At 48.7% G+C, this 26,297-nt stretch carries 17 protein-coding genes; 6 read left to right on the top strand and 11 right to left on the bottom strand.

Features of this window, described 5'->3' with window-relative positions:
- Positions 1 to 145 precede the first annotated feature (145 nt).
- Complete coding sequence (gene amt, locus HXW94_RS09850; RefSeq protein ID WP_178366730.1) at positions 146 to 3,217, top strand: ammonium transporter; 3,072 nt, start codon at positions 146 to 148, stop codon at positions 3,215 to 3,217.
- Here the strand turns inward: amt and HXW94_RS09845 are convergent.
- On the bottom strand, positions 3,168 to 4,430 hold the full coding sequence (locus HXW94_RS09845; RefSeq protein WP_218576656.1) for an EAL domain-containing protein: 1,263 nt from the start codon (positions 4,428 to 4,430) through the stop codon (positions 3,168 to 3,170). The genes amt and HXW94_RS09845 overlap by 50 nt on opposite strands.
- Before the next feature lie 328 nt (positions 4,431 to 4,758).
- Between HXW94_RS09845 and HXW94_RS09840 the strand changes: the two genes are divergently transcribed.
- The 5 genes from HXW94_RS09840 to HXW94_RS09820 all read left to right on the top strand — a co-directional run bounded on the left by HXW94_RS09840 (position 4,759) and on the right by HXW94_RS09820 (position 13,269).
- Complete coding sequence (locus HXW94_RS09840; RefSeq protein ID WP_178366729.1) at positions 4,759 to 6,195, top strand: methyl-accepting chemotaxis protein; 1,437 nt, start codon at positions 4,759 to 4,761, stop codon at positions 6,193 to 6,195.
- Positions 6,196 to 6,210: 15 nt separating this feature from the next.
- Entirely contained in the window at positions 6,211 to 9,873 is a 3,663-nt protein-coding gene (locus HXW94_RS09835; protein WP_218576655.1) for a response regulator, read from the top strand.
- A 44-nt stretch (positions 9,874 to 9,917) separates the two neighbouring features.
- A complete protein-coding gene (locus HXW94_RS09830) occupies positions 9,918 to 10,850 on the top strand; it encodes a GGDEF domain-containing response regulator (RefSeq protein ID WP_178366727.1) in 933 nt (310 codons plus the stop codon).
- A complete protein-coding gene (locus HXW94_RS09825) occupies positions 10,807 to 12,132 on the top strand; it encodes a DEAD/DEAH box helicase (RefSeq protein ID WP_246293822.1) in 1,326 nt (441 codons plus the stop codon). The genes HXW94_RS09830 and HXW94_RS09825 overlap by 44 nt, the downstream gene beginning before the upstream one ends.
- 63 nt (positions 12,133 to 12,195) lie before the next feature.
- Positions 12,196 to 13,269, top strand: coding sequence for a hypothetical protein (locus HXW94_RS09820; protein ID WP_178366726.1), 1,074 nt, complete (start codon positions 12,196 to 12,198; stop codon positions 13,267 to 13,269).
- Here the strand turns inward: HXW94_RS09820 and HXW94_RS09815 are convergent.
- The 10 genes from HXW94_RS09815 to HXW94_RS09770 all read right to left on the bottom strand — a co-directional run.
- Positions 13,226 to 15,340 carry a transporter substrate-binding domain-containing protein gene (locus HXW94_RS09815; RefSeq protein WP_246293821.1) on the bottom strand — a complete coding sequence of 705 codons (2,115 nt, stop codon included), beginning with the start codon at positions 15,338 to 15,340 and terminating at the stop codon, positions 13,226 to 13,228. The genes HXW94_RS09820 and HXW94_RS09815 overlap by 44 nt on opposite strands.
- A gap of 27 nt (positions 15,341 to 15,367) precedes the next feature.
- Positions 15,368 to 17,497 carry a Tex family protein gene (locus HXW94_RS09810; protein WP_178366725.1) on the bottom strand — a complete coding sequence of 710 codons (2,130 nt, stop codon included), beginning with the start codon at positions 17,495 to 17,497 and terminating at the stop codon, positions 15,368 to 15,370.
- A gap of 68 nt (positions 17,498 to 17,565) precedes the next feature.
- Positions 17,566 to 20,061: a hybrid sensor histidine kinase/response regulator gene (locus tag HXW94_RS09805; protein WP_178366724.1), complete on the bottom strand. Its 2,496-nt coding sequence runs from the start codon at positions 20,059 to 20,061 to the stop codon at positions 17,566 to 17,568.
- 345 nt (positions 20,062 to 20,406) lie between these two features.
- Positions 20,407 to 21,123 (bottom strand): energy-coupling factor ABC transporter ATP-binding protein, encoded by a 717-nt coding sequence (locus HXW94_RS09800; RefSeq protein ID WP_281357828.1) that lies wholly within the window; start codon positions 21,121 to 21,123, stop codon positions 20,407 to 20,409.
- On the bottom strand, positions 21,120 to 21,872 hold the full coding sequence (gene cbiQ / locus HXW94_RS09795; protein ID WP_178366723.1) for a cobalt ECF transporter T component CbiQ: 753 nt from the start codon (positions 21,870 to 21,872) through the stop codon (positions 21,120 to 21,122). Before cbiQ ends, HXW94_RS09800 begins: the two co-directional genes overlap by 4 nt.
- 12 nt (positions 21,873 to 21,884) lie before the next feature.
- A complete protein-coding gene (locus tag HXW94_RS09790) occupies positions 21,885 to 22,508 on the bottom strand; it encodes a hypothetical protein (protein WP_178366722.1) in 624 nt (207 codons plus the stop codon).
- A 22-nt stretch (positions 22,509 to 22,530) separates the two neighbouring features.
- Positions 22,531 to 23,163, bottom strand: a complete 633-nt coding sequence (gene cbiM, locus HXW94_RS09785; protein WP_178366721.1) for a cobalt transporter CbiM — start codon at positions 23,161 to 23,163, stop codon at positions 22,531 to 22,533.
- Between the two features lie 8 nt (positions 23,164 to 23,171).
- Entirely contained in the window at positions 23,172 to 23,954 is a 783-nt protein-coding gene (locus tag HXW94_RS09780) for a DUF4198 domain-containing protein (protein WP_178366720.1), read from the bottom strand.
- 426 nt (positions 23,955 to 24,380) lie between these two features.
- Positions 24,381 to 26,135, bottom strand: a complete 1,755-nt coding sequence (locus tag HXW94_RS09775; protein WP_178366719.1) for an acetate--CoA ligase — start codon at positions 26,133 to 26,135, stop codon at positions 24,381 to 24,383.
- Positions 26,136 to 26,185: 50 nt separating this feature from the next.
- Positions 26,186 to 26,297 (bottom strand): transposase (locus tag HXW94_RS09770; RefSeq protein ID WP_178366718.1); only part of this gene is annotated, 112 nt, incomplete at its 5' end.

Genomic DNA, 26,297 nt, shown 5'->3' with positions numbered 1-26,297 from the left:
CACCAATAATAGGGATTGTTCTCATCTGGCGCGCTAATTGCTTTTGTTAAAAGTTGAAAATGGTACCAGGCATTGCAGATTTGTCTGTACCTTGATGATCGCGTGTAAACAAAAGCTGAAAATTATTAGAATCAAAGAGTCGGTTATGGGAAATTCCATTGTTGATAATTTCTGGGTCATTGTTTCAGCAGTTCTTGTCTTTTTAATGCAACCCGGCTTCATGTGCCTTGAATCCGGGCTTACCCGCCAGAAGAACAGCATCAATGTCGCCATCAAGAATCTGGCTGATTTTGTGTTTTCCGTCATGCTTTTCTGGCTGGTCGGCTTTGGTATGATGTTCGGCCTTTCTTTTAGCGGCATCGTTGGCACCGACAACTTCATCCCCGAATTCGGCAACAATTTCCACCTGGTATCCTTTTTTTTGTTTCAAGCAATGTTCTGCGGTACTGCCACCACTATTTTTTCCGGTGCGGTGGCCGAACGGATTAAGTTCTCCTCTTACCTGATTATTGCCATATTGATGTCCGCCTTTATTTATCCCCTATTCGGTCATTGGGCCTGGAACGGTATAGACGCAGGCGTTTTTTCCGGATGGCTGGGGGAGGCCGGTTTTGTTGATTTTGCCGGTTCAACCGTGGTACACAGTGTCGGGGGCTGGATGGCACTGGCTGTTCTCATTATTATCGGCCCAAGAAAAGGCCGGTTTTTACCAGACGGGAAGCCCGTAGAAATATGCGGAAGCAATCTGCCCCTTTCAGTCCTCGGCACGCTTCTTCTCTGGATCGGCTGGATCGGGTTCAATGGCGGTTCCACGTTGACAATGGATGTCCGGGTTCCGGGAATTATCGTTAATACAATGATGGCGGCGGCCTCAGGATCAATATTTTCACTCTCGATCGGCTATCTGTTGAACCGGATCTCCAAGATTTCTTTTCTCATCAACGGCTCTTTAGGGGGGCTTGTTGCCATCACTGCCTGCTGCCATTGTGTCAGTATTTCGGAATCGGTCGTGATCGGCGCCATTGCCGGCGGGGTCTGTCTGGTTGTTGAAGATATTCTTCTTTATTACCGCATTGATGACGCTGTCAGCGCTGTCCCGGTTCATCTGGGCTGCGGTATCTGGGGGACCCTGGCCGCGGCACTGTTTGGAGACCCTGAAATTCTTGGCACCGGCCTTGGGTTTCTTCCGCAATTAATGGTCCAGGTGACCGGCATTGTTGCCGCTTTTGTTGTGGCGTTTCTCATACCGTGTTTCATTATCCGGGGAATAAACCGAAACGCTCCGCTCCGGGTCTCTCCCGAAGACGAATATATCGGCCTGAATATTTCCGAACACGGCGCAAAAACAGAGACGGCGGATTTTCTCAGGGTCATGGAAATTCAGGAAAAAACAGGGGACCTTACGCTGCGGGTACCGGCCGATCCCTTCACGGATACCGGGGTTATCGCCACACGCTATAATAAGATGATGGATGCGCTTCACCGGATCGGTGCCACCTTTCAACAGCTGTTCGACGGCTCCCCCCAGGCTGTGGTGTCAACGGATATGAACGGACGTATCACCAGGGCCAACAAAGGGTTTCAATCATTGTTCGGCTATCCTGCCGCAAAAGTGGTGGGGGCCTGTAATATTGACCTCATTGTACCAGATAACCTCTGCCTTGAAAGCGTTACGCTCAGGCAGGCCATTCTCAGTGGTAAAAGCATTGAAAAGGAGACACACAGAAAACACCATACCGGAAAATTGATACCGGTTTCCCTGATGGGGTTTCCCCTGATTGTCAATAATGCGATTGAAGGGGTTTTCTATATCTATCAGGATATTACCGAGCGCAAGGCCATGGAGGACGAGCTTTACCACAAAGCCTTTTATGACAGCCTGACCGGCATCCCCAACCGGGTACTTTTCATGGAACGGCTGGAACACGCCTTTAAAAGAAAGCAGCGAAAGGAACAATTCAACTTTAGCGTTTTGCTGATCGACCTGGACGGTTTCAAGTGGGTAAACGATAATCTGGGCCACCAGGCCGGTGATATCCTTCTCAGGAAAGTCGCCCAGCGATTCCTGGGCTGCCTCCGTTCCGTGGATACCATTGCACGCCTCGGCGGGGATGAATTTGCCGTTCTCCTGGAAGACATCACCGGTCCTAAAGAGATTGTCGCCATTGCCTGGCGGCTCATAAATGAGGCGGCACGGCCATTCACGCTTCAAGACACCGAGGCCTCTATCAGCGCCAGTATCGGCGTCATTCTCAAGGCATCCCGCTACACCAGGCCCGATCATATTCTCAGGGATGCCGACATTGCCATGTACCGGGCAAAAACCAGCGGTAAGTCACGGTTCAAGGTCTTCAGTAAGAAGTTGCACCGGATCACCCATGAGGCCCAGGAACTGGAGAATGACCTGAGAAAGGCAGTTGAACGCAATGCGTTTACCCTCTTTTATCAGCCCATTATCTGTTCCAGAACCGAAGCCCTGCAAGGCTTCGAAGCCCTGATCCGATGGGCGCACCCTGTAAAAGGAAAGGTCCCTTCCAGTCATTTTATTCCCCTTGCCGAAGAGACCGGACTGATTGTTCCCATTGGCCAATGGGTCATTGAAACCGCCTGCCGTCAGCTGAAAGCGTGGCGGGCCCGTATCCCCGGGGCCCTGAATCTGACCATGAGCGTAAATATATCCGCCCAACAGTTTGTCCACAACGATCTTGAGCAGATCATTGAAAATGCCCTCAGGGCAACGGATCTCCCTCCCGGCTGTCTGATGGTGGAGCTGACTGAAGGCAGTGTTATTGAAAAGCCCGAAGTCATGATCGTTCATCTCAACCGGCTCAGGAAAATCGGGATTAAAATTGCCATTGATGATTTCGGAGCTGGGTATTTTTCTTTGGCCTACTTGAAAAATTTCCCCCTGGACTGTCTCAAAATCGACAAGATTTTTGTGGATGAGATCAATACCAGTCATGAGAATCTGCAGATTGCTAAAGCCATTATCATCCTGGCCCGGAACCTGGATCTTAAAGTCGTGGCTGAAGGCATTGAAGACCATGAGCAGCTCGAAATCATGCGCGGCTTAAATTGCAATTTTATCCAAGGATATTATTACTCAAAACCCTTGTCTGCCCGGGATGCGGAAGACTGGATGCAAAAGAAGAAGACCGTTTGCACGTCTAAAATTTCAGATCGCAGCACAATATGCAGTCTCCGTCCGGACAGGTAAACTTCATGGACAGGGTCACGCACATATGCGCCCCGGCAATGGAGAGATAGGGTCGGGTGACCTGGATCTGGTCAGGATGGTAGATGGCGCGTCTGAGGTAATGGCGACGGAACCAGTCTGCACTTTTTGCATCTTCCAGGGGTTTGAAGCGCTTGTCTCTCATGGCGTCATACTTAGCAGTCACCAGGGTCTGGCCGATCTGTATGCCTTCGGTATCAATGCAGTAGCAGCGAACAACGTCGATCGTTGACAACAGATCCCTGCAGGCGGTATCCATGGCGCTTCCCGCTTTGAACATGGAGACGGCCCGCTCAAACAATGTGCGGTATGTCCGGATACGTTGCCTGAATTTTTTTTCGCTGGAATGCGACTCGCTTTTGAAATCCGCCAGGAGGCCGTTGAATCCGTTGAACGCCGGTGGCGGTTGTTTCAGGTTGGTAAAAGGTCTGCCGAAAAAGAATCCCTGTACGAAGTCCACATCACTTTCGATGGCGATCATCGCCTGATCCCGGGTTTCAACCCCTTCCATGAGTACCAGGGCCCCGGCTTGATGGAGAAGTGTCACAATACCGGAAAGAATTTGCCTGATTTCAGGGTTGCGATCGGCCTGGACCAAAAAGGATAAGAAGGATCGGTCCAGCTTGACAATATCCGGCTGGAGGCTCCAGATCCGGTCAAAGTTGGAGTGTCCGGCCCCGAAATCATCAATCGCGATCAGACAGCCGAGTTCCTTGAAAAAGGCAACGGTTTCCATAAGTAGGCCGTTTTCAACGATGGGGTTCTCCACGATCTCGATCACAATACGGTGGGGGGGAAAGTCATGGAACTTCAATAGCTCATTGAAGTATGCGCCGTATGCTTTTCTTCCACTGCTGATGGTGACGGGGGAGACGTTGAGGAATAGCCAGTTAATGGGCGTGTTGATGAGCCGGTAGTTGTGGAGGTGGATAAACCGACAGAGCCGGTCTAAGTGAATGACTTCGGTGGCGGAGCGTTCCTGGTCAAAAAGGATGGCCGGTGAGACGGGGACCCCGCCTTGATCCTGGATACGGACCAGTGCTTCATGGCCGACCACCCGTTTGTGGGCAAGGCTGTAAATGGGCTGCAGGGCCGTCATCAAATTCAGGGTGTTGAATTTACCGGTCATGAAAGGGGCGCGATATTCCGCCCATTGCCGGATATAATTCAGGTCAAGCGTCAGTGTCTGCTTCATTTCGGCTGCCAAAATTTTTTATTGCATTACAATTTCATGTATTTGCCCATAATGGACCTTCCCTCATCGAAACCGAACATTAAGCAAAAAGCAAATTATATGCCAGATCCAGGATATCGCTTGGTTGACGTGCGGATAAATAGTATACTTTTCAAAAATGTAATTTATTGGATAGTTCTTAATACATAATTGTAATAAAACCATTGAAGGCCAATAATTCCTTAAAAGCGACCTTTTCCAGCCGGTTGATTAACCGGCATTGAATTTGTATATTTGCTTTGCAATAAAAGACATGAAATACGGATTTAAGATAAATAGGAGAAGTAGGATGTTATTCAGATTGATGAAAAACAGGATGACGACAACAGGATCTGACCCAATAGATGAAATAGAAAAAATGCTGGAAAGCACCTGGGATCTGACCATGGCCCATTCTGTGGAAGAAGGGGTGCCTGAAGCCAGGGTGGTTAATATTTTCAATACGTTTTTTGCAAAGCTTAACCGTACCATTACCGCCATTTTAAGACATATCGTCGCCTTGGCCGGACTGGCCCCTGAACTCACCGCCTTTTCCAAGACTTTTGGACGGCTGGCCGGCGAACAAGAAGCTCATGTGGCTGACATTAGCAAGGCCGGGGACAGGATCACCCTGGGAATTGAGGAGATTCTAAGCAGTACGGCTGAACTGAATCAAAATTTTACGGCCATGAAGGGCGATGTGGAGAGCGCCATGAACCAGGGGAATCTAAGTAAAACCGGATTCAACGAGATCAAGTCACAGGTCGGTATTCTCGTGGAGACCATCCAGGCCCTCAAAGAGAATTCCGCCTCCATCAGTTCCATATCAGATACCATCAACGCCATCTCCGATGAGACCAACATTCTTTCTCTCAACGCCCGTATCGAAGCCGCCAGAGGGCAGACCGACGGCAAAGGGTTTAAAGTAATCGCCGAAGAAATCGGACACCTGGCAAAACAGTCTAAAGACGCCACGAATGATATCAGGCAGCGGTTGGATCTGCTGGGGGAAAAAATAACGGAAACCATTGCAGCCGTGGATACGGTAGAACAACATGTCACGGACTGTGAACGACAGATCCTGGATGCAAATATCGCTCTGGATCATGTCTGTTTCCAGTTCAGGCCTCTTTCCGAAGACCTGGATACCATCAGCCGTGCTGCGCAACAACAGGCCGAAAACATAAAAGGGGTAACAGTGAATATCGCTGAAATTAAAGACGCCTCCAAGCGTCAGACAGGTGAAGTAAACACCATTTTGACCATTGCGGACCGAGTAACTGCCGCCTGTGATGGTATGGTGACAGACGTTGGGGGGTTCCATATTTCCGGCCACGAAAGTGCTAAAGCAGCCGCCCTTGAAATGGCGGCGGATACAAATCTGATAAACGGCAACCTTGATATCCGGGAGAAAGCGTTGATGACATTCCTTGACAGGTTCTCATTTATTGAACTGGCGTATATTACGGATACCAACGGCAGACAGGTTACCTCCAATATTTATGCAAAGGTGGCGGCAGAAAAAAAAGGGCTCACAAAAGGCTTAGGCAATGATTGGTCCGCCAAGGAGTGGTTCAACAAAGGGCTTGGCAACAGCACCCCTTTTGTGTCAAAAGTATACCGGTCATCGGCTACCCGGGAATTCTGCTTTACCGTATCGCTGCCCCTCAGGTATGCGGATGGAAGAACCGCAGGGGTTCTGGGTATCGATGTGAATTTCAGGGATATGTTGAATATTAAAAAGTAGGGGGTTACGAGAACTTTGGGATCTGCATTATCTTACCGAAATTTGAAAATTTCACACTATCTGATTATCGTTTTTCTTATACTTTCGATGCTGATAAACATAATTATCACCGTTACCCTTTACCAGGCGGCATCTAAACGGGTAAAACAGGACATTCAACAACGGCTTCATGATATTGTCGCCATCTCCGCCAGAAGCATTGACGCAGATCTTCACGAGCAATTATTGACAATTTCCCGGCAGCAAACCCCACTCTCGGCTCAAAATTCAAAAATTTATAAAGAACTCAAACAGACATTGCAGAAGATTCGGGATGCGGCAAGCGATATTCATTTTATTTACACCATGAGGACTACCCAGACCCCAGGAGATCAGGATTATGGCACGCCCCAAACCGCCCCCCAAATTATGTTTGTGGTTGATGCCGAAGCCGATCCCGGCCAAATGGCCAGACTCGGGGATATATATACCGATGCCGGACCACGTTTAACCAAACATTTTCTTGATATGCGCACGCCGGTGATTGAGGCGTCGGCTTATCAGGATCAATGGGGGTCCTGGCTTTCCGGATATGCCCCTTTTTATGATTCCCAGGGGCGCCGGGCCGGTGTTGTGGGGGTAGATATTTCGGCAGCCACCATCGCCCAGTACCAGGAACGGCTTTTATTTAAGTCGTTGATGATCTTTCTGGCCACCCTTCCCTTGATTCTGGGCGGTGCAATGCTCATCGGACGGTTGTTCGGCGCACCTTTAACCTTGATGCAAAAGGGGGCCCAAGCCATTACCTCAGGGGACCTGGGCTACCGCCTTAAAATTCCTGCGGGCAGGGAACCGGCTATATTGGCTGATGCGATGAACCGGATGGCAGCGCATTTGCAGCAGGAGCAGGACAACCTGAAACTCATGGTTGAAAAATATAAAAACATTTTTGAAAATGCCTCAGAGGGCATATTCCAGACCACCCCTGAAGGCCGGTTGCTAACCGCCAACACAGCCATGGTTAAAATGCTTGGGTACGAGAGTATTGATCAGATGACGGCAGCCATTGACGGCAGCATTGGCAATATTTACCAAAATCCGGAAGACCGGCGACAAATTGTCCGGCGCCTGAAACAAGAGGAACGGATCTCAGGCCTTCAGGTGGAATTGAAACAAAAAGACGGTTCCGGTATTATGGTGGAATTGAATATCCATCTCTGTGATTACGGCCAATCCAATGGGGAGGGAAAAATTATCGAGGGCAGTATCCGGGATATCACCCAGCGCATTGAGCAGGAAAAGGCTGAACGGGAAAAAGAGGCGGCCCTGGCCTCATCCCAGGCAAAGAGTGAATTTCTGGCCAATATGAGCCATGAAATCCGCACCCCCCTGAATGCGGTAATGGGCCTGACGGATCTTCTGGCACGGACTGAGCTTTCGGACTCCCAGCAGCAATATTTACAAAAAATCACCATTTCATCCAAAAGCCTTTTGGCGGTCATCAATGATATCCTTGATTTTTCCAAAATTGAAGCCGGACGGCTGGAGCTGGAGCAGGCCCCATTTTCCCTGTATGATCTCATGGCCAATGTTTCTGAAATATTTGCCTTTAATGCCGATGAAAAAGGGCTTGAATTTTTGCTCTCCATTGATGAAAACGTCTCTGTCGCAGTCATTGGAGACTCGGTTCGCCTTGGTCAGGTATTGATCAATCTGGTGGGCAACGCCATTAAGTTTACCCGGGAAGGAGAGGTTGTCGTCAGGGTAGACCTTGAAAAGGCAACTCAAAAAGATCAGGATAAGGGCGAATCTGTTCAGTGGCTCAGGTTCTCAGTCCGGGATTCAGGCATCGGCATCCCGGCCGACCGCCTGGAGACCCTGTTTGAATCCTTTACCCAGGCAGATGGTTCTACTACCCGCAAATACGGTGGAACCGGACTGGGGCTGACCATTTCCAGACAACTTGTCCGCCTCATGGGCGGGAAGATTACCGTGACCAGCACCCCGGGGGAAGGGAGTTGCTTTTCATTTGTTCTCCCCCTGAAATGTCAGCCCCCAAAGGACCAGATCCGGTTGAATCCCCCCAAGGATCTACGTGGATTAAAGGTGCTGATTGTGGATGATAATCGGACGTCCCTGGAGCTTCTGGCCGGTATTATCCAATCCTTTCACATGGAGGCGGTCACTGCCCAGTCCGGGGCACAAGCCCTGGATCTGCTCAGAAAACAGGCAAAAACCGCCCCGTTTGATCTGGTGCTGATGGATTGGAAAATGCCGGAAATGAATGGCCTTGAGACCTCACGTAAAATCAAGCTGGATATGGAACTGGACAAGACCCCCATCGTATGCATGGTTTCGGCCCATGCCCGGGAAGATCTCATCCATCAGGCTGACCGGAAATTTCTGGATGCGTTTCTGCATAAGCCGGTAAACCAGTCATTTCTTTTTGATACCATCATGGAGCTTTTCGGCAGGCATGAGGCCCAGATAGCCAAACCCGGTACCCGGATGCCGGCCCTGAAAAGTCTGGAAAACGAACAACTCAAAGGCAAACATATCCTCCTGGTTGAAGACAATGAAATCAACCGGGAAGTGGCCCTGGAATGGCTCAACAGCGCAGGACTTGAGGTGGATATGGCTGTGAATGGAAAGGAAGCCCTGGCATCTTTGGGTATTGAGCCCCACAACCGGAATCGGTTAAGGCCCGACGCAGTGCTTATGGATATTCAAATGCCTGAAATGGATGGATTTGAAGCGACCGTTTATATCCGCAAAGATCCCCGGTACACGGATTTACCCGTCATTGCGATGACAGCCCACGCCCTTAAAGGAGATCGGGAAAAGTGTCTTGATGTCGGTATGGATGATTATGTGACCAAGCCGATTGATCCCGAGAACCTGTTTCAGACGCTGGCCCGATGGAGCATAGACAGCAACGAGCCGGCATCCAGGAAATCAAAAACCCTTGTGCCCCAAAAGAGAGAGCCTGAGAAGCCGGAGGGAGAACCGGGGGATAAAGCCCCCCCATTTGAAATTCCGGGTATTATCGTGGCCCATGGGCTTTACCGTGCCAATAACAATGAAAAATTATATGAAAAATTGCTCAGAAGTTTTATCAGGGATTTTGGACATGCCCGGGATGAACTGACCCTTTTTTTGACTCAAAAAAAAGATTTGCCCAAAGCCATAGACAATGCTAGAATTACAGCCCATTCCATTAAAGGGGTCTCCGGCAACATCGGTGCAGAAGCCCTTTGCAACCGGGCTTCCGACCTGGAGCAGGCCATTGACGCGTTAAAACAAAGCAAGGGAGAGATAAACGTACCGGACCAGGTCTGGCAACCATTCTGCCATGAACTGGATCAGGTACTCTCGGGTATAAAGAAACATATAGACAAAAAAGATGACGGCAAACCCTTTGAAGTCCAACAGGATCAAAACAGCAGCCCCGGCCCGGCCCAGGATATGGGTGCCTTGGTTAAGATACTGGCCCGCCTCGGCCCCATGCTGGATGACGATCTGGATGCGGCCCGGGATATGGTAGACCGCATTGCCCGGGATTTTAAAACAGTCCTGGGAGAAGCGCGTTGTCGGAATTTAATGGATGCAATGGATGATTTTGCAATTGATGAGGCATCTGATATGATAGAAGAGATGTTCCGGATCGTAAAAGAAAAAACAGCCCAGGAACGCCCATAACCACCTCAACAGGCTGTTAAAAATATATATTAGGATATAAGTATATGGAGACCCAAGGGGACAGCAAAACGCATCGGGAAAAGTTGCTGATCGTTGATGATAATAAACAAAATATTGAATTGCTGATGGAATTGTTTCGCAGCGGTTATAAAATTGCCGCAGCAAGAAATGCCCAGCGCGCCTTGAAGCTGGCTATTTCGGATTCGCCACCGGATATTATTTTATCTGATATTCTTATGCCGGATATGGATGGATACGAGTTTTGTGCCAAAATCAAGGAAGATCCTAGAACAAAGCATATTCCTATAATTTTCATCACAGCGGTTTCTGAAGTCATGGACGAAAACAGAGGATTTGCCCTGGGGGCCGTGGACTATATTACCAAGCCTTTTCATCCGCCCATGGTCAAAGCCAGGGTAAAACTCCACCTTAACCTTAAACGGAAACAGGAACTGCTTGAAAAATATGCATTTATTGATGCCTTGACTGAAATCCCCAATCGAAGACGGTTCAATGAAGTCATTGAAAAAGAATGGCGACGGGCAGGTCGTTCAGGGTATCCCATCTCCCTGCTGTTTATCGATGTTGACCATTTTAAAGCGTATAATGATACCTACGGCCACGGAAAAGGAGATGAATGCCTGAGACGTATTGCTTCGGCCATGGCACGGACCCTCAGAAGGGCAGGTGATTTCATCGGCCGGTACGGTGGTGAGGAGTTTGCCGTTGTACTTCCGGATACAAAATCTGATAAAGCTGTGGCAATGGCAAAGACTCTTCAGAAGGCCGTGGATGGCATTGCCATTTTTCATGGGGCATCGTCGGTGGCCTCGCATGTCACCATCAGTATCGGCATTGCCACGGTAACACCGGATGATAAGGATATCTCCTTGACCCCGAAAAATTTGATTGATGCGGCGGATAAAAAAATGTATGAGGCCAAATCCCGGGGCAGACACCAGATTGCTTATAAATAGAAACCATTCCAATGAAACCCTGATCTGCCTGCCGGGACTTACGGAAATCAAATCGTTCTGGTACCAGGAAGAAACCGCCAAAAAAGTACTCAAGCAATTCAGGGGACGGGCACTGCTCTCCGATGAGGTGGGGCTGGGCAAAACCATTGAGGCGTTGATCATCCTGTCGGAATATTTACGCCGGGGCATGGTGAAGACCGCATTGATTCTGACCCCGACCCCTCTGGTCTCCCAGTGGCAGACGGAAATGGCATCCAAATTCAACCTCAAGGTGCCGTCAACCGACAGTCCGGAATTTAAATCCGGGGACAATGACTTCTGGGAGCAAAAGATTGTGGTGGCGTCCATCAACCAGGCCAAGTCAAAGAAAAACTGGGATCTGATCACCACCCGGGAGTATGACATGGTGATTGTTGATGAAGCCCATCATTTAAAAAATAAATCCACGTTGAATTTCAAGCTGGTCAATGCCCTGAAGAAAAAATTTATCCTTTTACTTACGGCTACGCCCGTGGAAAACAACCTCATGGAACTGTACAACCTGATTACCCTGCTCAAGCCGGGGCAGCTTGAGACGGCGACCTCTTTCAGGGAGCGGTTCATGACGCGCGGAGATCCCACAGACCCCCGGAACAGAGAAATGCTCAAACATCTGTTAGGCGAGGTGATGATCCGGAATACCCGGGCCTTGGCAGGGATTCATATTCCGCCCCGGTTTGCGACCACCATCCGCATTGCGCCCACAAAAGATGAAACGGCTTTTTATGACCGGCTTCAGGTTCTTTTACACCTGCTCAATGATCAGCAAAAGGGGCGGGTCAAATTGATGATTAAAAATCTGCTGGCCCAGGCCGGATCATCTCCCAAGGCGGTGGAAGCCACCCTGGACCGGATGCTTGACAGCCGGTCATGGCTGCCGGAGATTGAAAAAGAGATCAAAGCGGTTCGGGACCTGTGCCGGACAACGGCGGATACCCCCAAGAACATGGCGTTACTGAAACTAATCAAAGCGAACAGCGAAAAGCTCATTGTTTTTGTGAAATATACGGCGACCCTGGATCATTTGGCTGACTTTCTGGAACGGAATGATGTCTCATTTGTTCTTTTCCACGGCGGCATGACCAATGATAAAAAGGATGCGGCCATTGAGGCATTTAAAGATAATATCCAGGTACTGGTCACCACGGAAATCGGCGGGGAAGGGCGCAATATCCAATTTTGTTCCCGGATGGTTAATTACGATCTGCCCTGGAATCCCATGCTAAACTGGGTACAAAGCTGAAACGGGCCAAAACAGGGTATGTGAAAACAAGGGAACTGGACGGCAAGCTTTTTGGAGATACCTATGAACTCTGATGGACATGAACAGATTGATGTCATGGATTTTGCCTGCCGGTTTTTTAAGTCCCGGGGTGGGGTGGTGGAAGACCAGGGCCTGGTCCGTGATATCCTGCTGCCTGAAGAGACGGCCCAAAGCCTTGGCATGGATGAATTTTTTCGGGTCGGACCTGAAGCGGTGGCGGCGGCGGGCCGGCCAACGGTTCATGCCGTGCAACTGCATACCCCGTTGCTTGACCGGATACTCACCTTGGCAGGGCAATCCGCACCATTTGCCCGGGCCGAGCTGAAATTTGACTATATCAAAACCCAGGGATTTGACCGGCTGATCAAAGAGCGGTTTCAATTTCACAAGTCCAAGATCCAGGTAATGAAGACCGGAGAGGCACGAACCCGGTATCTTATACTGACCTGCCGGTATACCGCCCAAAGCGATGAGATCAAACAAGGTCTTGTGGAAATCTGTATTAATCTGGATACGGGTGTGGTCATCCCGGACATGTCCCGGAATCTTTTCCACGTTCAAAAGGCATTCAGCGTTAAACATGCCAAAGGGTTGAACGAAAAGGAAATTGAAGGCATGCGGACGGTTGTTTCCCGATATGGTCAAGACCTGGTGAAAGACCGATTGGCCTCATTTGTAGACAGCATGAACCGGCGGTTCCAAAGGGATACGGCAAGTCTTGACGCATATTACCAGGCACTTGAAAAAGAGATGCGACAAAACCTCAACCGGAGCGGACTTTCCCAGGATCTGATCCGGGAACGGGAAGAAAAAATCGCCATGATTCCAGCCGAACTTGCGGCCAAGAAAAAAGATCTGCTCAATAAGTACGGCATCCGTATTGATTTTAAACCGGCAGCCGCCCTGTACCTGACATCAGCCTGCGTGACCGTGTTTGTCCGGCTCATATCCGGCCGCAGCCATACGGATTTCAGCATGACCTACAATCCTGTGACCAAGGATATGGACCCGGTTGCCTGTCGCGCCTGTGGTGCCGGTACCTACGATATAGGATTGAGTCCCAATGGGCAGATCAACTGTCCGGACTGTTTTGGCTTGCCGGTAACAGAACAGTGAACACAGCGCCGCCTCCCATTTTATTTTTAACGGATATAATGCCGCCATGGTTGTGAACAATTCCATGAGCAATGGCCAGTCCCATGCCCACCCCCTTGCCGAACTCCTTGGTGGTGAAGTAGGGATCAAAAATTCTGTCCTGTATGGCCGGATCAATGCCGGTGCCGGTGTCTGCAATGGTGAGCCGGACAGCCTCGGCTGCAGAGAACCCCTTTAATTCAGGCATTTTTAAATCATGGGGGGCCACCATGTCCAGGCCAATGGTCAGGGTACCGCCGTCGGGCGCCATGGCCTGGGTTGCATTGTTGCACAGGTTGATAATGACCTGCTGGATCTGTGTGGGATTGGCATGGATTGTTTGTATGGGGGGATTGTTTTGATACAAAATTTCAATGGACGAGGGAAGGGATGCCCTTAAAAGTCGGACCGTATCGGTTACTAATTTAGCCGGGTTTAAAGGCTGTTTTTCCTGTTCTGTCTGTCGGCTGAAATTGAGTAGTTGCAGGACAACGTCCTTGGCCCTGAGGCAGGCAGTCTGAATTTCATTGACGCGTGAACAGGCTGGATTATCTTCGCTCAGGTCCAGCAGTGCCAGCTGGGCGTTTCCCAGGATAATTCCCAGAATATTGTTAAAATTATGGGCAATGCCGCCTGCCAGGGTGCCGATGGATTCCATTTTACGGGCCTGGATAAGTTGGCGTTGCAGTGCTTCCCTGTCTTTTTCAGCTTTCTTCTGCTCTGTAATGTCGGTTGCAGAACCGACAATGGTTACGGTTCTACCGTTTCTTACAACCGGGTGTTCACGGATTTCCACGATAACTTTACGGCCTTTGGTTCCTTTCAATTCCAGTTCATACGGGGGCTGACGCTGTCCGGTTTTGATGGCCTTTGCTTTATATTCAAGCCCTTTGCGGTTGATGGGATTATCCGTAACAAAATCAATCCATGATTTCATGGCCTCTTCGGGTTCGCACTGCAGGATCTGTCTGCACCGGGGGGTGATGTAGGTGATTTCATGGTCAGGGGTATGGGCGTAATACATGTTGGTACTGTTTTCCAGGATGTTTCGAAGTTTTCCTTCGCTTCTCCGCAGGGCTTTTTCCGTGGCAATCCGTTCCCGGGTCTCTTTTGCAAGCCGATGGCTCCGGAACAGTACAACAAAAATAACACCAAGCGCGAATAAAAGAATCAAAACTATATATCGGAACACATCTTTGGGATTAACGCCATAGTCATATTTGACGGAGAGCCACTGGTTCCGAACTTCATTTGTTTGTCGGGGCGTTATGGTGGGAAGTGCTTTGTTTATAATTGAGAGCAGTGGCTGGTGTCCCTTGGGAACGGCCATATACAGCCGATATTTGTCATAGGGTGTCGGCACCGCGATTTTAAGATTTGCCAGCCCGTTTTGGTGAATCAAATAGTTGGCTGTTGCCAGATTATCTATGGCGGCATCTGCCCGTGAAAACGAGACCGCTTCAAGCACATGCAATGGGGATTCCACATAAAGGGGTGAAAACTCAATTCCGTCCCTGGAAAGCCATTCCGGTACAAGGGTTTTGGGTACCATGGCCAGCGTTTTCCCTTGAAGGTCTTTAATGCCGTTCATAACCGGGCTGTTGTCACGGGTGATGATAACCAGGGGAAACGCCAGGTAGGGAACAGAAAAATCAAGATAGGTTTCCCGGTCAGCTGTTTTTGCAATGCAGGTGATCAGGTCAATCTCACCTTGTTGAACGCTTTCCAACACCTGGGGCCAGGGAAGATTTGTCAGGATATGCAGCTTAAACCCTGATTTAGCCGCTATCTGGGTGATATAATCGGCTGAAAGGCCTTTTAATTTGCCTTTTTCATAATAATGAAATGGCGGAAAAGAACGGGGACCGGCAATGGTGACAGCGGGATGTCTGTCCAGCCAGGTTTTTTCAGCGGACGTTAACTGAATACTGCCGGTGGCATTATCTGCTGGATTTTGGGCATGGGAATACGCAGCATTCGTGAACCATAATCCCATGAGCAGCGTCGGCACCAGTATGCATCCCGTAAAAAAATGTCTAACGTTAAATGTCAACAAATTATCCCCTTTACTTCATATCTTTCAGCGTTTTTTTATGGATAACGAGATCCGTTTTCTGGGAATGTCCACCTCAAGAACGCGAACCATGACCTGTTGGCGCACTTTGACCACTTCATTGGGATCTTTGACAAACCGGTCAGCCAGTTGGCTGATATGGACAAGGCCGTCCTGGTGTACCCCGATATCCACAAAAGCGCCAAATGCAGTGACATTGGTCACAATACCGGGAACAACCATGTCCGGCACCAGATCTTTGATTTCGTGGATGTTTTTGTCAAAGGAGAAGGCCTGGAACGGCTGTCTCGGGTCCCGGCCCGGGGCGGCCAGTTCGGCAACGATGTCTTTGAGTGTGGGAAGGCCTGTGGTCTGTGTCACATAAGGCGTAAGGTCCATGCCCTGCACCGGACTTTTTGCGGTCATCATTGCTTCCACACGGCAGCCCAGGTCCTTGGCCATCTGTTTGACCACGGGATAGGACTCGGGATGAATGCCGCTGCGGTCCAGGGGATTTTTTCCGTTTTGGATTCTTAAGAACCCTGCGGCCTGTTCAAATGCTTTTTTGCCCAGGCGGGGCACCTTGAGAAATTCGGTTCTGGAGGCAAAGGCACCATTTTCATCCCGGTATTTGACCATGTTGGCGGCGATGCCGGCGTTCAGGCCGGATACCCGGGATAACAGCTGCTTTGATGCCGTGTTGACCGCCACGCCCACCTGGTTGACACATGACACCACCACATCGTCCAGGGCGGTCTGGAGCAAGTTTTGGTCCACATCGTGCTGGTACTGTCCCACCCCGATGGATTTGGGCTCTACCTTGACCAGCTCTGCCAAGGGGTCCATAAGCCGTCTGCCGATTGAAACCGCCCCCCTGACCGTAATGTCGTGATCCGGAAACTCTTCCCGGGCCGTTTTCGAGGCTGAATAGATAGATGCCCCGCTTTCATCCACCATGATCACATCCACCTCTTCGGGCAGTTTCAGATCTCTGATAAAACGTTCCGTTTCCCGGCCTGCGGTACCGTTGCCCACGGCGACGGCTCGGATGTTGTAACGGCTGACAAGTTCAGGAATGCGTTGTGATGCGGATGCGTTTCCGTTTGGGGTATGGGGATGGATGACATCATGGTGAACCAGTTTTCCCGTGGCATCCAGGCAGGCTATTTTGCACCCGGTGCGGAACCCCGGGTCAATCGCCAGCACGGGTCTGCCGCCCAGGGGAGGGGAGAGCAGCACCTGCCGTAAATTGTCCGAGAAAACCGCCACGGCCTTTTCATCAGCCTTTTGTTTAAGCATTCGCAATGCTTCATTTTCAATGGATTTGGACAGCAGGCGTTTGTATGCGTCTTCAGCTGCCGCAAGGATCTGCGCCCGGCTGCCGGGGCAACCCTTTATTTTGCCCGGGTAAATTCCATGGATGATATTCAACGCTTTTTTTTCATCGGGCACTACACGGACACGCAAAATTTTTTCGGCGGCGCCCCTGAGCATGGCAAGTATCCGGTGGGACGGCGCTTTAAATGCCGGTTCCGCCCAGTCAAAATAGTCCTTGAACTTGGCCCCGTCGTCGGCTTTGCCCTTGATTACCGTTGCGTGGATCAGGGCGGTGTTGATGAACAGCTCCCTGATCTCTGACCGGATGGATGCATCTTCGTTAATGATTTCGGCAATGATATCCCTGGCACCGGCCCATGCCGCGTCCGGGTTTTCTACATCAGGACCGATGAATCCGGCTGCCTCTTTTTGAAGATCAATGCCGGGTTTGGGGTTCAGGATCATTTGGGCCAAAGGCTCCAGCCCTTTTTCCCGGGCGATTACGGCACGGGTCCGCCTTTTGGGCCGGTACTTTTCATAGACATCTTCCAGCCGGGTCATGGTGTCCGCGTTTTCAATGCGTTGGGCCAGATCCTTGCTGTAAAGCTGCCGTTCCTCCAAAGATTTGATAATGGCCTGTTTCCTGGCTGCCAGTTCATTTAAGGCTTTTGCCCTGTCCCGGATATCGGATATGGCCACCTCGTCCAGGCTGCCTGTGCGCTCTTTTCTGTACCTTGCTATGAAAGGCACGGTGGACCCCTGGTCCAACAGATCCAGAACCGCTGTTACCTGGTTTTCTTTGAAACCGGTATCCCGGCTGATCATTATGTTTATATTCATACGGAATTATTACAGCGGACCAGGGCAAAAAGTCAATGGTTTCAAAACCGGTCCAGCAATTCTGAATATCAATCCAAAATCCTGCGTATTTCTTTCGCCATATCTGATTTTACAACCGGCTTCATTAATAAACCTTTTATGCCGATCGCTTCGGCTTGCTTTTTGTTTATGCTTTCACTGAACCCGGTACAAATGATAATAGGGATATCCGGTCTTATGGATAAAAGTTCTTTTGCCAGGTGGTCACCGGTCATATTCGGCATGGTCATGTCGCTAACGATAAGGTCAAAATCGTCCGGATTTGAACGAAAAAGATTAAGCGCATCCAAGCTGCTGGTACGTGACGTAATTTGATAACCAAGGCGTTCAAGCATCTGTTGCTCAAGTCTGATTACTGCGGCTTCATCATCAACCAATAGTATATGCTCATGACCTGTCTCAAGTTCGGTTTTCGTTTCTGTGTTCTCCTTATCTTCTGATTCACCTATTAATGGTAGATAGACTCTGAATGTAGTACCGCAACCGATTTCGGTTTCCACGTCAATTCCACCGCCATAATCTTTTACAATTCCATAAACCACGGCCAGTCCAAGACCGGTTCCCTTGCCTTCCTCTTTGGTTGTAAAATACGGCTCGAATATTTTGTTTTTCAGTTTTTTTGTCATGCCGGTGCCATCGTCGGAAACGGTCAGCATCAGATACGTTCCTGGATTAATAATGGTATTGGTTAAATTCGTTAAATTAATTTTAATCTCTTCCAGCGCAACTAAGATGGTCCCGTTTTTCTCTTGAACCGCGTGATATGCATTGGTGATCAAATTCATGGCGATCTGGTGAAGCTGCGTGGCATTTCCCCGAACGACACCACAGTTCCGCTCTATTTTCTGCGCTATTGTGATGTTTGCCGGGATGGTTGACCGGCAAAGTTTGAGCACCTCTTTTAAAATACTTTGAAACCTTATGGGTATTTTGTCTTGATCGGATTGACGGCTGAATGCAAGAATCTGTGACACCAGTTCTTTGGCCCGATGACCGGCTTTATTGATTTCATTGGCATATTCCAACTCCAAACTTCCAGCCGGCAGGTCTTCCATCATCATTTCCGACATGCCGATGATGGGAAATAAAATATTATTAAAATCGTGCGCAATACCACCCGCAAGATTGCCGATGGCTTCCATCTTTTGTGCTTGTTGAAGTCGATTTTGCAATTCTATGAGTTCTGTTGTGTCTCTGAATACGGACAGCTTAGACAATGATCCGCGTTCATTCACAAAGACCGTGCTTGAAATATTGAAAGAGCGGTTGTCCAGGGGGCTGATGATATTTTTTTCACTGCAACCGCGTCGAAAGGTCTCTTCATATGTACACCAGTGACATATTTTATCGAAGCCATGCAGTGCTTCATAACACACTTTTCCTGTGGCGTCATAACCAATCCTGTCGATCATGGCCTGATTCATATACTGTATTTTATAATCTTCCGAGCAGATATAAACCGGGTCTTTTATCGCCTCCATCATTGTTCTATATTTGGTTTCGCTTTTTTTTAATTCCTTTTCCGAACGTTGTAACGCATGTTCCACTTTTTTTCGTTCGGTAATATCCCGAATGATGGATAGAATTACCTTTTCATTATTTAAAGTGATCTTTCTGGCAGACATCAGCCCATATATGATCCTGCCGTCCTTTACAATGAATTCCGCCTCAAGATTTTCAACAGCCCCTTTTTCTTTCAGACGTTTTACCAACCTTTTTCTGTCTTCCGGGTTTTTCCACATGTTTAAGGCAATAGACGTCTTTCCGATAACCTCATCGGGTGAATACCCCATTGTCCGGGTAAACCCCTCATTGACATCAATAAAAATACCATCCTCAAGTGAACTGATATTAATTGAATCAGGGCTTGTCATAAACGCCAGTCGAAACCGTTTGTCAGACTCTTTAACAGAATTAAGACTGTTCCGATATTTTGCTTCACTTTCCTTTAACTGACGCACATAAAGCAGGTTATCTAGACAAGTAGTTATTCTTTTACCGATCATATGAAACAACAGTTGTTCTTCTTTTGTCCAAACTCGGTTGCGATCACACTGATGGAGCCCGAACATCCAGGGTTCTCCTGATTTTGGTCGAATTGCCATGAACATCATGGATTTGACATTAAATCGAATTGCAATGTCGTTTTTAATCGTTTCGCCGACAGGCGGGTCAATGTCTAAACCATCCGCCGCCGACAGAGCCCGCTTGCAATAGTCGGCCATGTCATCGGTCATCGGCACTTTCTGGTTCAATGCCTTTGCGCCAGGGTATTCGGGCGTAGCGCTTTCAAATGTGACATCAAATGAGGGGAGTTCGGGATCACAAGGGTAAAACAACCAGGAACGGCTGGCCTTGAAAATTTTAAGGACCTCTTCCATGAGTCGTTCCAATACGATATTTACATCAAATGTAATTTGTATAACATTATCGATGGCATAAATTGCTTTTAAAATTTCAAATGGAGTTATAGGGTGAACTAATTCTTCAGGATTTAAATTGTTTTTTTCAATCCTTCCGACCATGGGTTTCTCCTGTTATTCATTTATTACATATTTGCCCGGCTTGAGTTGATTTACTGATAGGCCACTGACGGCAGCCACAGAATGATTTCAGGCCAGATAACGATGACGGCGAGGCCGATGAGCTGTAGATGATAAAGGGAATAACGCCTTTAATAATATCCGCATCATTATAATCCGACATGGCCGTTCATGCAATCATTTTCATTTTTTTTGTTCTTAAACATTGGCGGCGCAGGCGCTTAAGAATAGGACCGGATTAAGTAAAATGAGAGTATAGGAGTTTCCATTTCCCAGCACCCAGCACCTAACAGCCCACCCAAAGGGCGCTAGTTTAAGACGCGTTCCTTAATGGCGCTGCCCGGGGTTGCGATGTTTATGGATATACTGGTGAATATGGACATTTTTTTTCAACTGCCCGTTTTCCAAAATAAACATGGCATTGGCAATCTGTGACATAAAATCACTTTCATGGGAAATCAGGATATATGAAAGCGCAAAACGGTTCAATACCTCAATCAGAATGGCTTTTGTTTTTTCATCAAGACCTGTGCTGGGTTCGTCTAAAAGCAGTAGTTCCGGCTCCATGGAAAGCACAGTGGCCAGGGCCACCAGGCGCTTTTCCCCGCCGGACAGTTTATGGGTAACCCTGTTTTGAAAATGGGCGATACCTAAACGTTCCAGGGTGTTTAGGGCGATATCCCGGGCTTCGGATTTAGATTTGCCCAGGTTAAGCGGTCCAAAAGCCACATCTTCCATAACCGTGGGACTGAACAGCTGGTCATCGGCATCCTGGAACAGCAGGCCGACTTTTTTGTAAACGTCTCTGAAATCTTTCTCTGTTTTGACAGGTTTTCCTAAAAATTCAATGGTGCCCGAAGATGGGGAGAGCAACCCCATGATGATATGAAGCAAGGTGGTTTTCCCACTGCCGTTGGGACCCGCTAAACCAATGCGGTCCCCTGTGTTGATCTCAAGGCTCAGGTTGTCTATAATCCGTTCCTGGCCCGGGTAGCTGAAACTGATATTTTCAAGGCGCAGGATGGGAGCCGATGTTGTCATCATAGGGTGATCTCCATAAAAATCAGGCAGACTGTGACCGTCAGGGCAGCCAACGTCCATATTTTGTCTGCAGGGGAGAGGGCAAATTCGTGCAGACAGATAAATCTGCCTGAAAATCCCCTGCATTTCATGGCATTGTAAACCCGTTGGGCCCTGGCCGATGCCCGTACAAACAGCATGCCGCAAAGATAGGCATAGGTCCGGTAGGTGTGCATATTGGTCCCGGGGCGGAAACCGCGCAGTTTTACCGCCCGGACCAGGCGCCGGTACTCCTGTTCAATGACAAAAATATACCGGTAGGTTAACAGCAGCAGTTGCACCAGTTTTTCAGGAATTTTGAAAAAATTCAAGGCATATCCCAGGGTGCTGAAATCCATGGTGGCGATCAGGGCGATGAACATTAGCAGAATGGCATTGGATTTAATACTGATTACCGTACACAGGCCAATGCCCTGTCGGGTGGCACCAAGTTTTCCGATCTGCCGGACCACATCTCCGTCATAGGTAAAGGGTAAAATAATCCACAAAAACAGCAGAAATCCCCAGATAACCAGCAGGCGCCTGAACACATGGACAAGGTTCAGGCGGGCCCATAACACCAGAATCACGGAAAGTCCCAGTCCTGCCCAGAGTACAGGCATTTTTTGCCCAAGGGCAATGACAAAACACAGCAGGGTGGCTGCAACCAGCCTGCACCTGGGATCAATTTTGTGAATAAATGAATGGCCGGATGCAAAGATCTCTTCGATCATGGGAACTTTTTTTTATTTTTTCTTGCGGGATGAAAAATAGATGGCCACGCCCATCAGGCCGAAGATGTATCCGATGCCTCCAAAAATTTTATCGATGGTCGGGCCTTTTTGCGTCAGATCCGCCACCATTCCGGTCAGCGGCGTAATTTTTTTATTTAACGCCTTTGTTACAGCCTTTTCCACGATGGCTTCAAGCTGGGCCGGATCAATGGACACTGACGGATGTGCCGCCTGGCCGGGGGCTGTGTTTTCCGGGGGCGCAGGTGGCGGTGTTCCTGAATCCCGGGTGTTTTTAATCGTGGGGGTATCATATATATCTTCAAGGGGAATGATCCATTCGGCCTTGTGTCCCATGCCGGCAATGAGTTCAATACGCATGCCTGTTTTTGCCGGGATGGGAAATGAAAATTCACCTTTTTTATTGGTCCGGGTGCGCAAGAGTTCTTTTCCCTTCACGTCCCGGACAATAATTTCTGCGTTCTGCGCTTTTTTGCCGCCGCTGAATTTACCTTCTCCCAGAACGGTGTTCCCTTCCACCCAGGCAAACACCGTGACTCTATGCGCCAGGGCATTGCCGCCTGAAAGAATGAAAAAGAGCATCAGACAGGCAAGTTTTATAAAATATCTTCGATTCATTAATTAATTACCAAACAGTTTTTCAGACGGCCAATGTGTTCTGCTGACGTGCCGCAGACCATTTGGGCAGAAGTTCGGGCTGCACCTTTTTAAGAAAACCGACACAGAATATCGCCACAAGCCCCTCTATGAACATAACCGGAAGATGGGCTATGACAACGGCCCAGGCCACTGCCAAAAAACTTTCCTGGGTAAACATCAGGGCTGTGCCTAAAACCAGACTGCTGAAAAAGACGCTTAAAAATCCGCAGGCAAAGGAGGCGGCATAGGATATCGCCTTGGGTTTGTGGACAAATCCTGCAAACAGGTAATGACAGACCACTGCAGGTGTGGCCATGATAACCGTGTTGACCCCCAGGGTGGTGATACCGCCGAACTGAAACAATACCCCCTGGAGCAGTAGCGCTATCAAAATGGCGGGAAAGGCGATCCATCCCAGCATCAGGCCCAGAATACCGTTGAGAATCAGATGGACGCTGGACGGCCCGATGGGTACATGAATCAGGGACGCCACAAAAAAAGCGGCCGACAAAACAGCGGTCCGGGGGATTTTATCCTCTTTGAGTTTTTTTAAGCCTACGGCCGTACCGGCGAATGCCAACGCCATCCCGGCCCCTAAAACCGGGGCGGAAAGAACACCTTCGGAAATATGCATAATATCTTCTACTTAGTTTTCCAGTCTTCGAATTTTACCCAGATCACCGCACCCAACTCCACACCCTTATCCTGCCCATCCGCTTTAAGGGTGAAATCAGCTTCATTCAGTGCAGCAAACCCCCACCATCCTGCCCTGGGTGCCGCATAGGTGAATACGCCGTTGCCATCAGCCTTGACGGTCTGGGTAACCATGTAATCCGTGGGGGCTTCGGATTTTTTGTCTTCGTTGTAATATTCCACTTCAACTTCTGCGTAAGGCACAGCTTTGCCGTCTAATTTAACAATGCCCTGGAACACATTCCCGGCATACTGTGCAAACGGTTTGGACAAAGGAACGATTTCAGTTTTCAGCCCGATCTCCTGGTCCCATCCTTCGTCATCCCCGAAAGCGGTTACTACGGTTTTAGTGTAATGAATGATAAAGCAGTCTTCGGCAGGTTCCCAATAGGGTCGGGGCTCCATGTAAAACATGTAAACACCGGGGGTCTTAATTTTATAATCGGTCTTCCAGGCCGTGTGTTCCATGACCTCTGCCTGTTTCAACGCGTCTAAAAGATTTTGGGATTCGCCATTGGCGAGAACGGCAAAGGCTTTGGGTTTGACAAGTTCCATCCCGTGTCCTTCAAAAGGATGGGAAAAAGAGGCGGTGAGATGAACCGTGCGGTCGTCATCCTGCATAACCATATTGTCCGAAGGGATGACCATTCCGTAGTGTGCCTGGACACTTACGGCAGTAAACATAAGAACAAGAAACATTAACCCTGATGCAAGCATTGATGGTTTAATCATTTTTTTTCTCCTGTGAATCCTTGAAGTATTAAAAATATACGCATAATAGCGCTGCCAACTGCAGTGCAACCTTCCCGGCTGTGCTATGTAAAAGTATTGCTATACAACGATGGATCACAGACTTCATGCCTGCATTTGCTTTTTCTTCTATCTTAAAAAACAAATTGAATCAATGGGAAATGTTGTACAGCCGCAATTCTAAATATAAATGTTTTTAGTTAAAAAATTCGCACAAAGACACCAAGACACAAAGATTTTATTTGGTTTTCTGAATCTTTGTGCCTTTGAGGCTTTGTGTGAGAATAGAATTAGAATTACTGGTTGTACAGGTCTATGCCGAGTCCTAAAAAACAGGCAGCAGGTTTTTTAAAACCCGCTGCCTGTGACGGTGTTACAATATTGATTTTTTTTTAAAGTTTAGAGCTGTTATTGATTTTTGGAGCTTAATTCCGGGAACTGATGATAAAAGAATTCAGTTGTCTGGTCTTCGGTTTTGCCTTCCTCATTTTCCCGGAGCTCTATACGCCTGATTTTTCCGGAGATGGTTTTGGGCAGTACTTCCACAAATTCAATGATTCTGGGAATTTTAAATTTGGCCAGCACATTAATGGTGTGCTGGAACAGTTCCAGCGCCAGTTCCCTTGATGGTTTCTGTCCGGGAACCAGGATAACAAAGGCTTTTACCAGCTGGTGACGTTGGGGATCAGGCACGCCCACCACGGCGGTCTCCATGACGGCCGGGTGTTCAATGAGCGCACTTTCCACCTCAAAGGGGCCAACCCGGTAATCACTGGATTTGATGACATCGTCAGCACGGCCCACAAACCACCAGTAGCCGTCCTTATCAAAGGTGGCCTTGTCACCGGTAAAATAGAGTCCATGCTTAAATGCTTCAGATGTTTTTGCCTCATTTTCGATATATTCCTGAAACAGTCCAATGGCGCGCCAGTTGGAAAGACGAACTACGATATGGCCGGTGATGTCGGGTTCAGTGATCTCTTTGCCTTCATCATCGGCTAAAATCACATCATACATGAATGAGGGATATCCAAAGGACCCCAGGCGCATTTTGCCTTCCATCCAGGGCGGATTACCGATCATGGCTGTGGATTCGGTCTGGCCGTAAAAATCACGGATTTCAGTACCTGTGGCGTCCCGCCATTGGTCAATGACCTCCGGATTCAACGGTTCGCCGGCACTCAACGAGTACTTCAAATTTGAAAAATCATACGCTGCCAGGTCAAGACCCACAAAGGCACGCCAGGCCGTGGGCGGTGCGCAGAATGAATTGATTTTATATTTAGCCACAAAGCTTATGTATTTTTTAATATCCAGCGTGGTGAAATTAAAGCCTGTGGCCGTGCCGCCAACGTTAAAGGGGCTGAAAAAACTGCTCCATGCCCATTTCGCCCACCCGGGCGCACTCAAGTTGTGATGAATGCCTCCAGGCTCAAGCCCGAGGATCACGGCTGTTGACATATGGCCCAAAGGATAGGAAACGGCGGAATGTCCCACCCGTTTGGGAAGGCCTGTGGTTCCGGAGGTGAAAAAGCAGAACAGAACGTCTTCACTGTTAATGGTTGCAGGTGATGCCTGCGGTGATTCCTCTGCAATCTCAGGATACGATGTCCAGCCCTCTTTTGCGCCAAGAATAATTTTCGCCTTGGGGGTACACTCTGCCTTGGCCAGGGCATCGTCCACCAGGTCGGCCAGACTCTCATGGGCAACAATAACATCCGGTGGATACGCTTCAAAGCGGAACTGAATTTCGCGTTCGGTCATGGTGGTGGCGGTGGGAACAGCCACAAGACCGCCTTTGATGGCGGCAAAAGAGGCAAACCAGGTTTGGGGGACAATGGGTGTCAGCATATAAAGGTTGTTGCCTTTTTCAACTCCTTTTTTACGCAGATAATTTAACAGCTTGTTGCCGTTCTCAGCCAACTGGGCATATGTATACTGCGCTTCCTCATCCGTATTCAGGTCTGCCCAGATAAGCGCCAACTGGTCCGGGCGCTCTTTGACGTGTATATCCTCGAAAATTTCCTGGGCCCAGTTAAAGGTTTGGGGCAGTTCGGCTGAATTCAGTTTTTCAAAAAACGTTTTTGCTTGAATTTCACGTTGAGCCATATCCTGAATTCCATTGAGTTCCATCACCTCTTTATAAAAGCTTTTCAACGTCATTGGTTCCCTCCCGGTTAAGTTTATAGAATTCGGCAATGAATTGCCGCTTTTTAGCCTTGCTGTTCAATATACCTCTTAATTGTTTCAATTGAAGCATTACCAATTGAGCAACAAAAATATCCATCACTCCAAAACACTTTCTTTTTCCAAAAATGTTTTTCA

It is taken from the genome of Desulfobacter latus, assembly GCF_013389365.1.
Lineage (GTDB): Bacteria > Desulfobacterota > Desulfobacteria > Desulfobacterales > Desulfobacteraceae > Desulfobacter > Desulfobacter latus.
The sequence above is the reverse complement of the archived record's forward strand: the minus strand, read 5'-3'. Positions and strand labels throughout refer to the sequence as shown.

Coding starts and splice junctions, on each gene's coding strand:
- cbiQ (WP_178366723.1), bottom strand. CDS start 21,872: ATGATCGAAGAGATCTTTGCATCCGGCCATTCATTTATTCACAAAATT.
- cbiM (WP_178366721.1), bottom strand. CDS start 23,163: ATGCATATTTCCGAAGGTGTTCTTTCCGCCCCGGTTTTAGGGGCCGGG.
- amt (WP_178366730.1), top strand. CDS start 146: ATGGGAAATTCCATTGTTGATAATTTCTGGGTCATTGTTTCAGCAGTT.
- HXW94_RS09810 (WP_178366725.1), bottom strand. CDS start 17,497: ATGAATATAAACATAATGATCAGCCGGGATACCGGTTTCAAAGAAAAC.
- HXW94_RS09775 (WP_178366719.1), bottom strand. CDS start 26,135: ATGACGTTGAAAAGCTTTTATAAAGAGGTGATGGAACTCAATGGAATT.
- HXW94_RS09820 (WP_178366726.1), top strand. CDS start 12,196: ATGAACTCTGATGGACATGAACAGATTGATGTCATGGATTTTGCCTGC.
- HXW94_RS09830 (WP_178366727.1), top strand. CDS start 9,918: ATGGAGACCCAAGGGGACAGCAAAACGCATCGGGAAAAGTTGCTGATC.
- HXW94_RS09800 (WP_281357828.1), bottom strand. CDS start 21,123: ATGATGACAACATCGGCTCCCATCCTGCGCCTTGAAAATATCAGTTTC.
- HXW94_RS09805 (WP_178366724.1), bottom strand. CDS start 20,061: ATGGTCGGAAGGATTGAAAAAAACAATTTAAATCCTGAAGAATTAGTT.
- HXW94_RS09845 (WP_218576656.1), bottom strand. CDS start 4,430: ATGAAGCAGACACTGACGCTTGACCTGAATTATATCCGGCAATGGGCG.
- HXW94_RS09780 (WP_178366720.1), bottom strand. CDS start 23,954: ATGATTAAACCATCAATGCTTGCATCAGGGTTAATGTTTCTTGTTCTT.
- HXW94_RS09840 (WP_178366729.1), top strand. CDS start 4,759: ATGTTATTCAGATTGATGAAAAACAGGATGACGACAACAGGATCTGAC.
- HXW94_RS09790 (WP_178366722.1), bottom strand. CDS start 22,508: ATGAATCGAAGATATTTTATAAAACTTGCCTGTCTGATGCTCTTTTTC.
- HXW94_RS09825 (WP_246293822.1), top strand. CDS start 10,807: ATGAGGCCAAATCCCGGGGCAGACACCAGATTGCTTATAAATAGAAAC.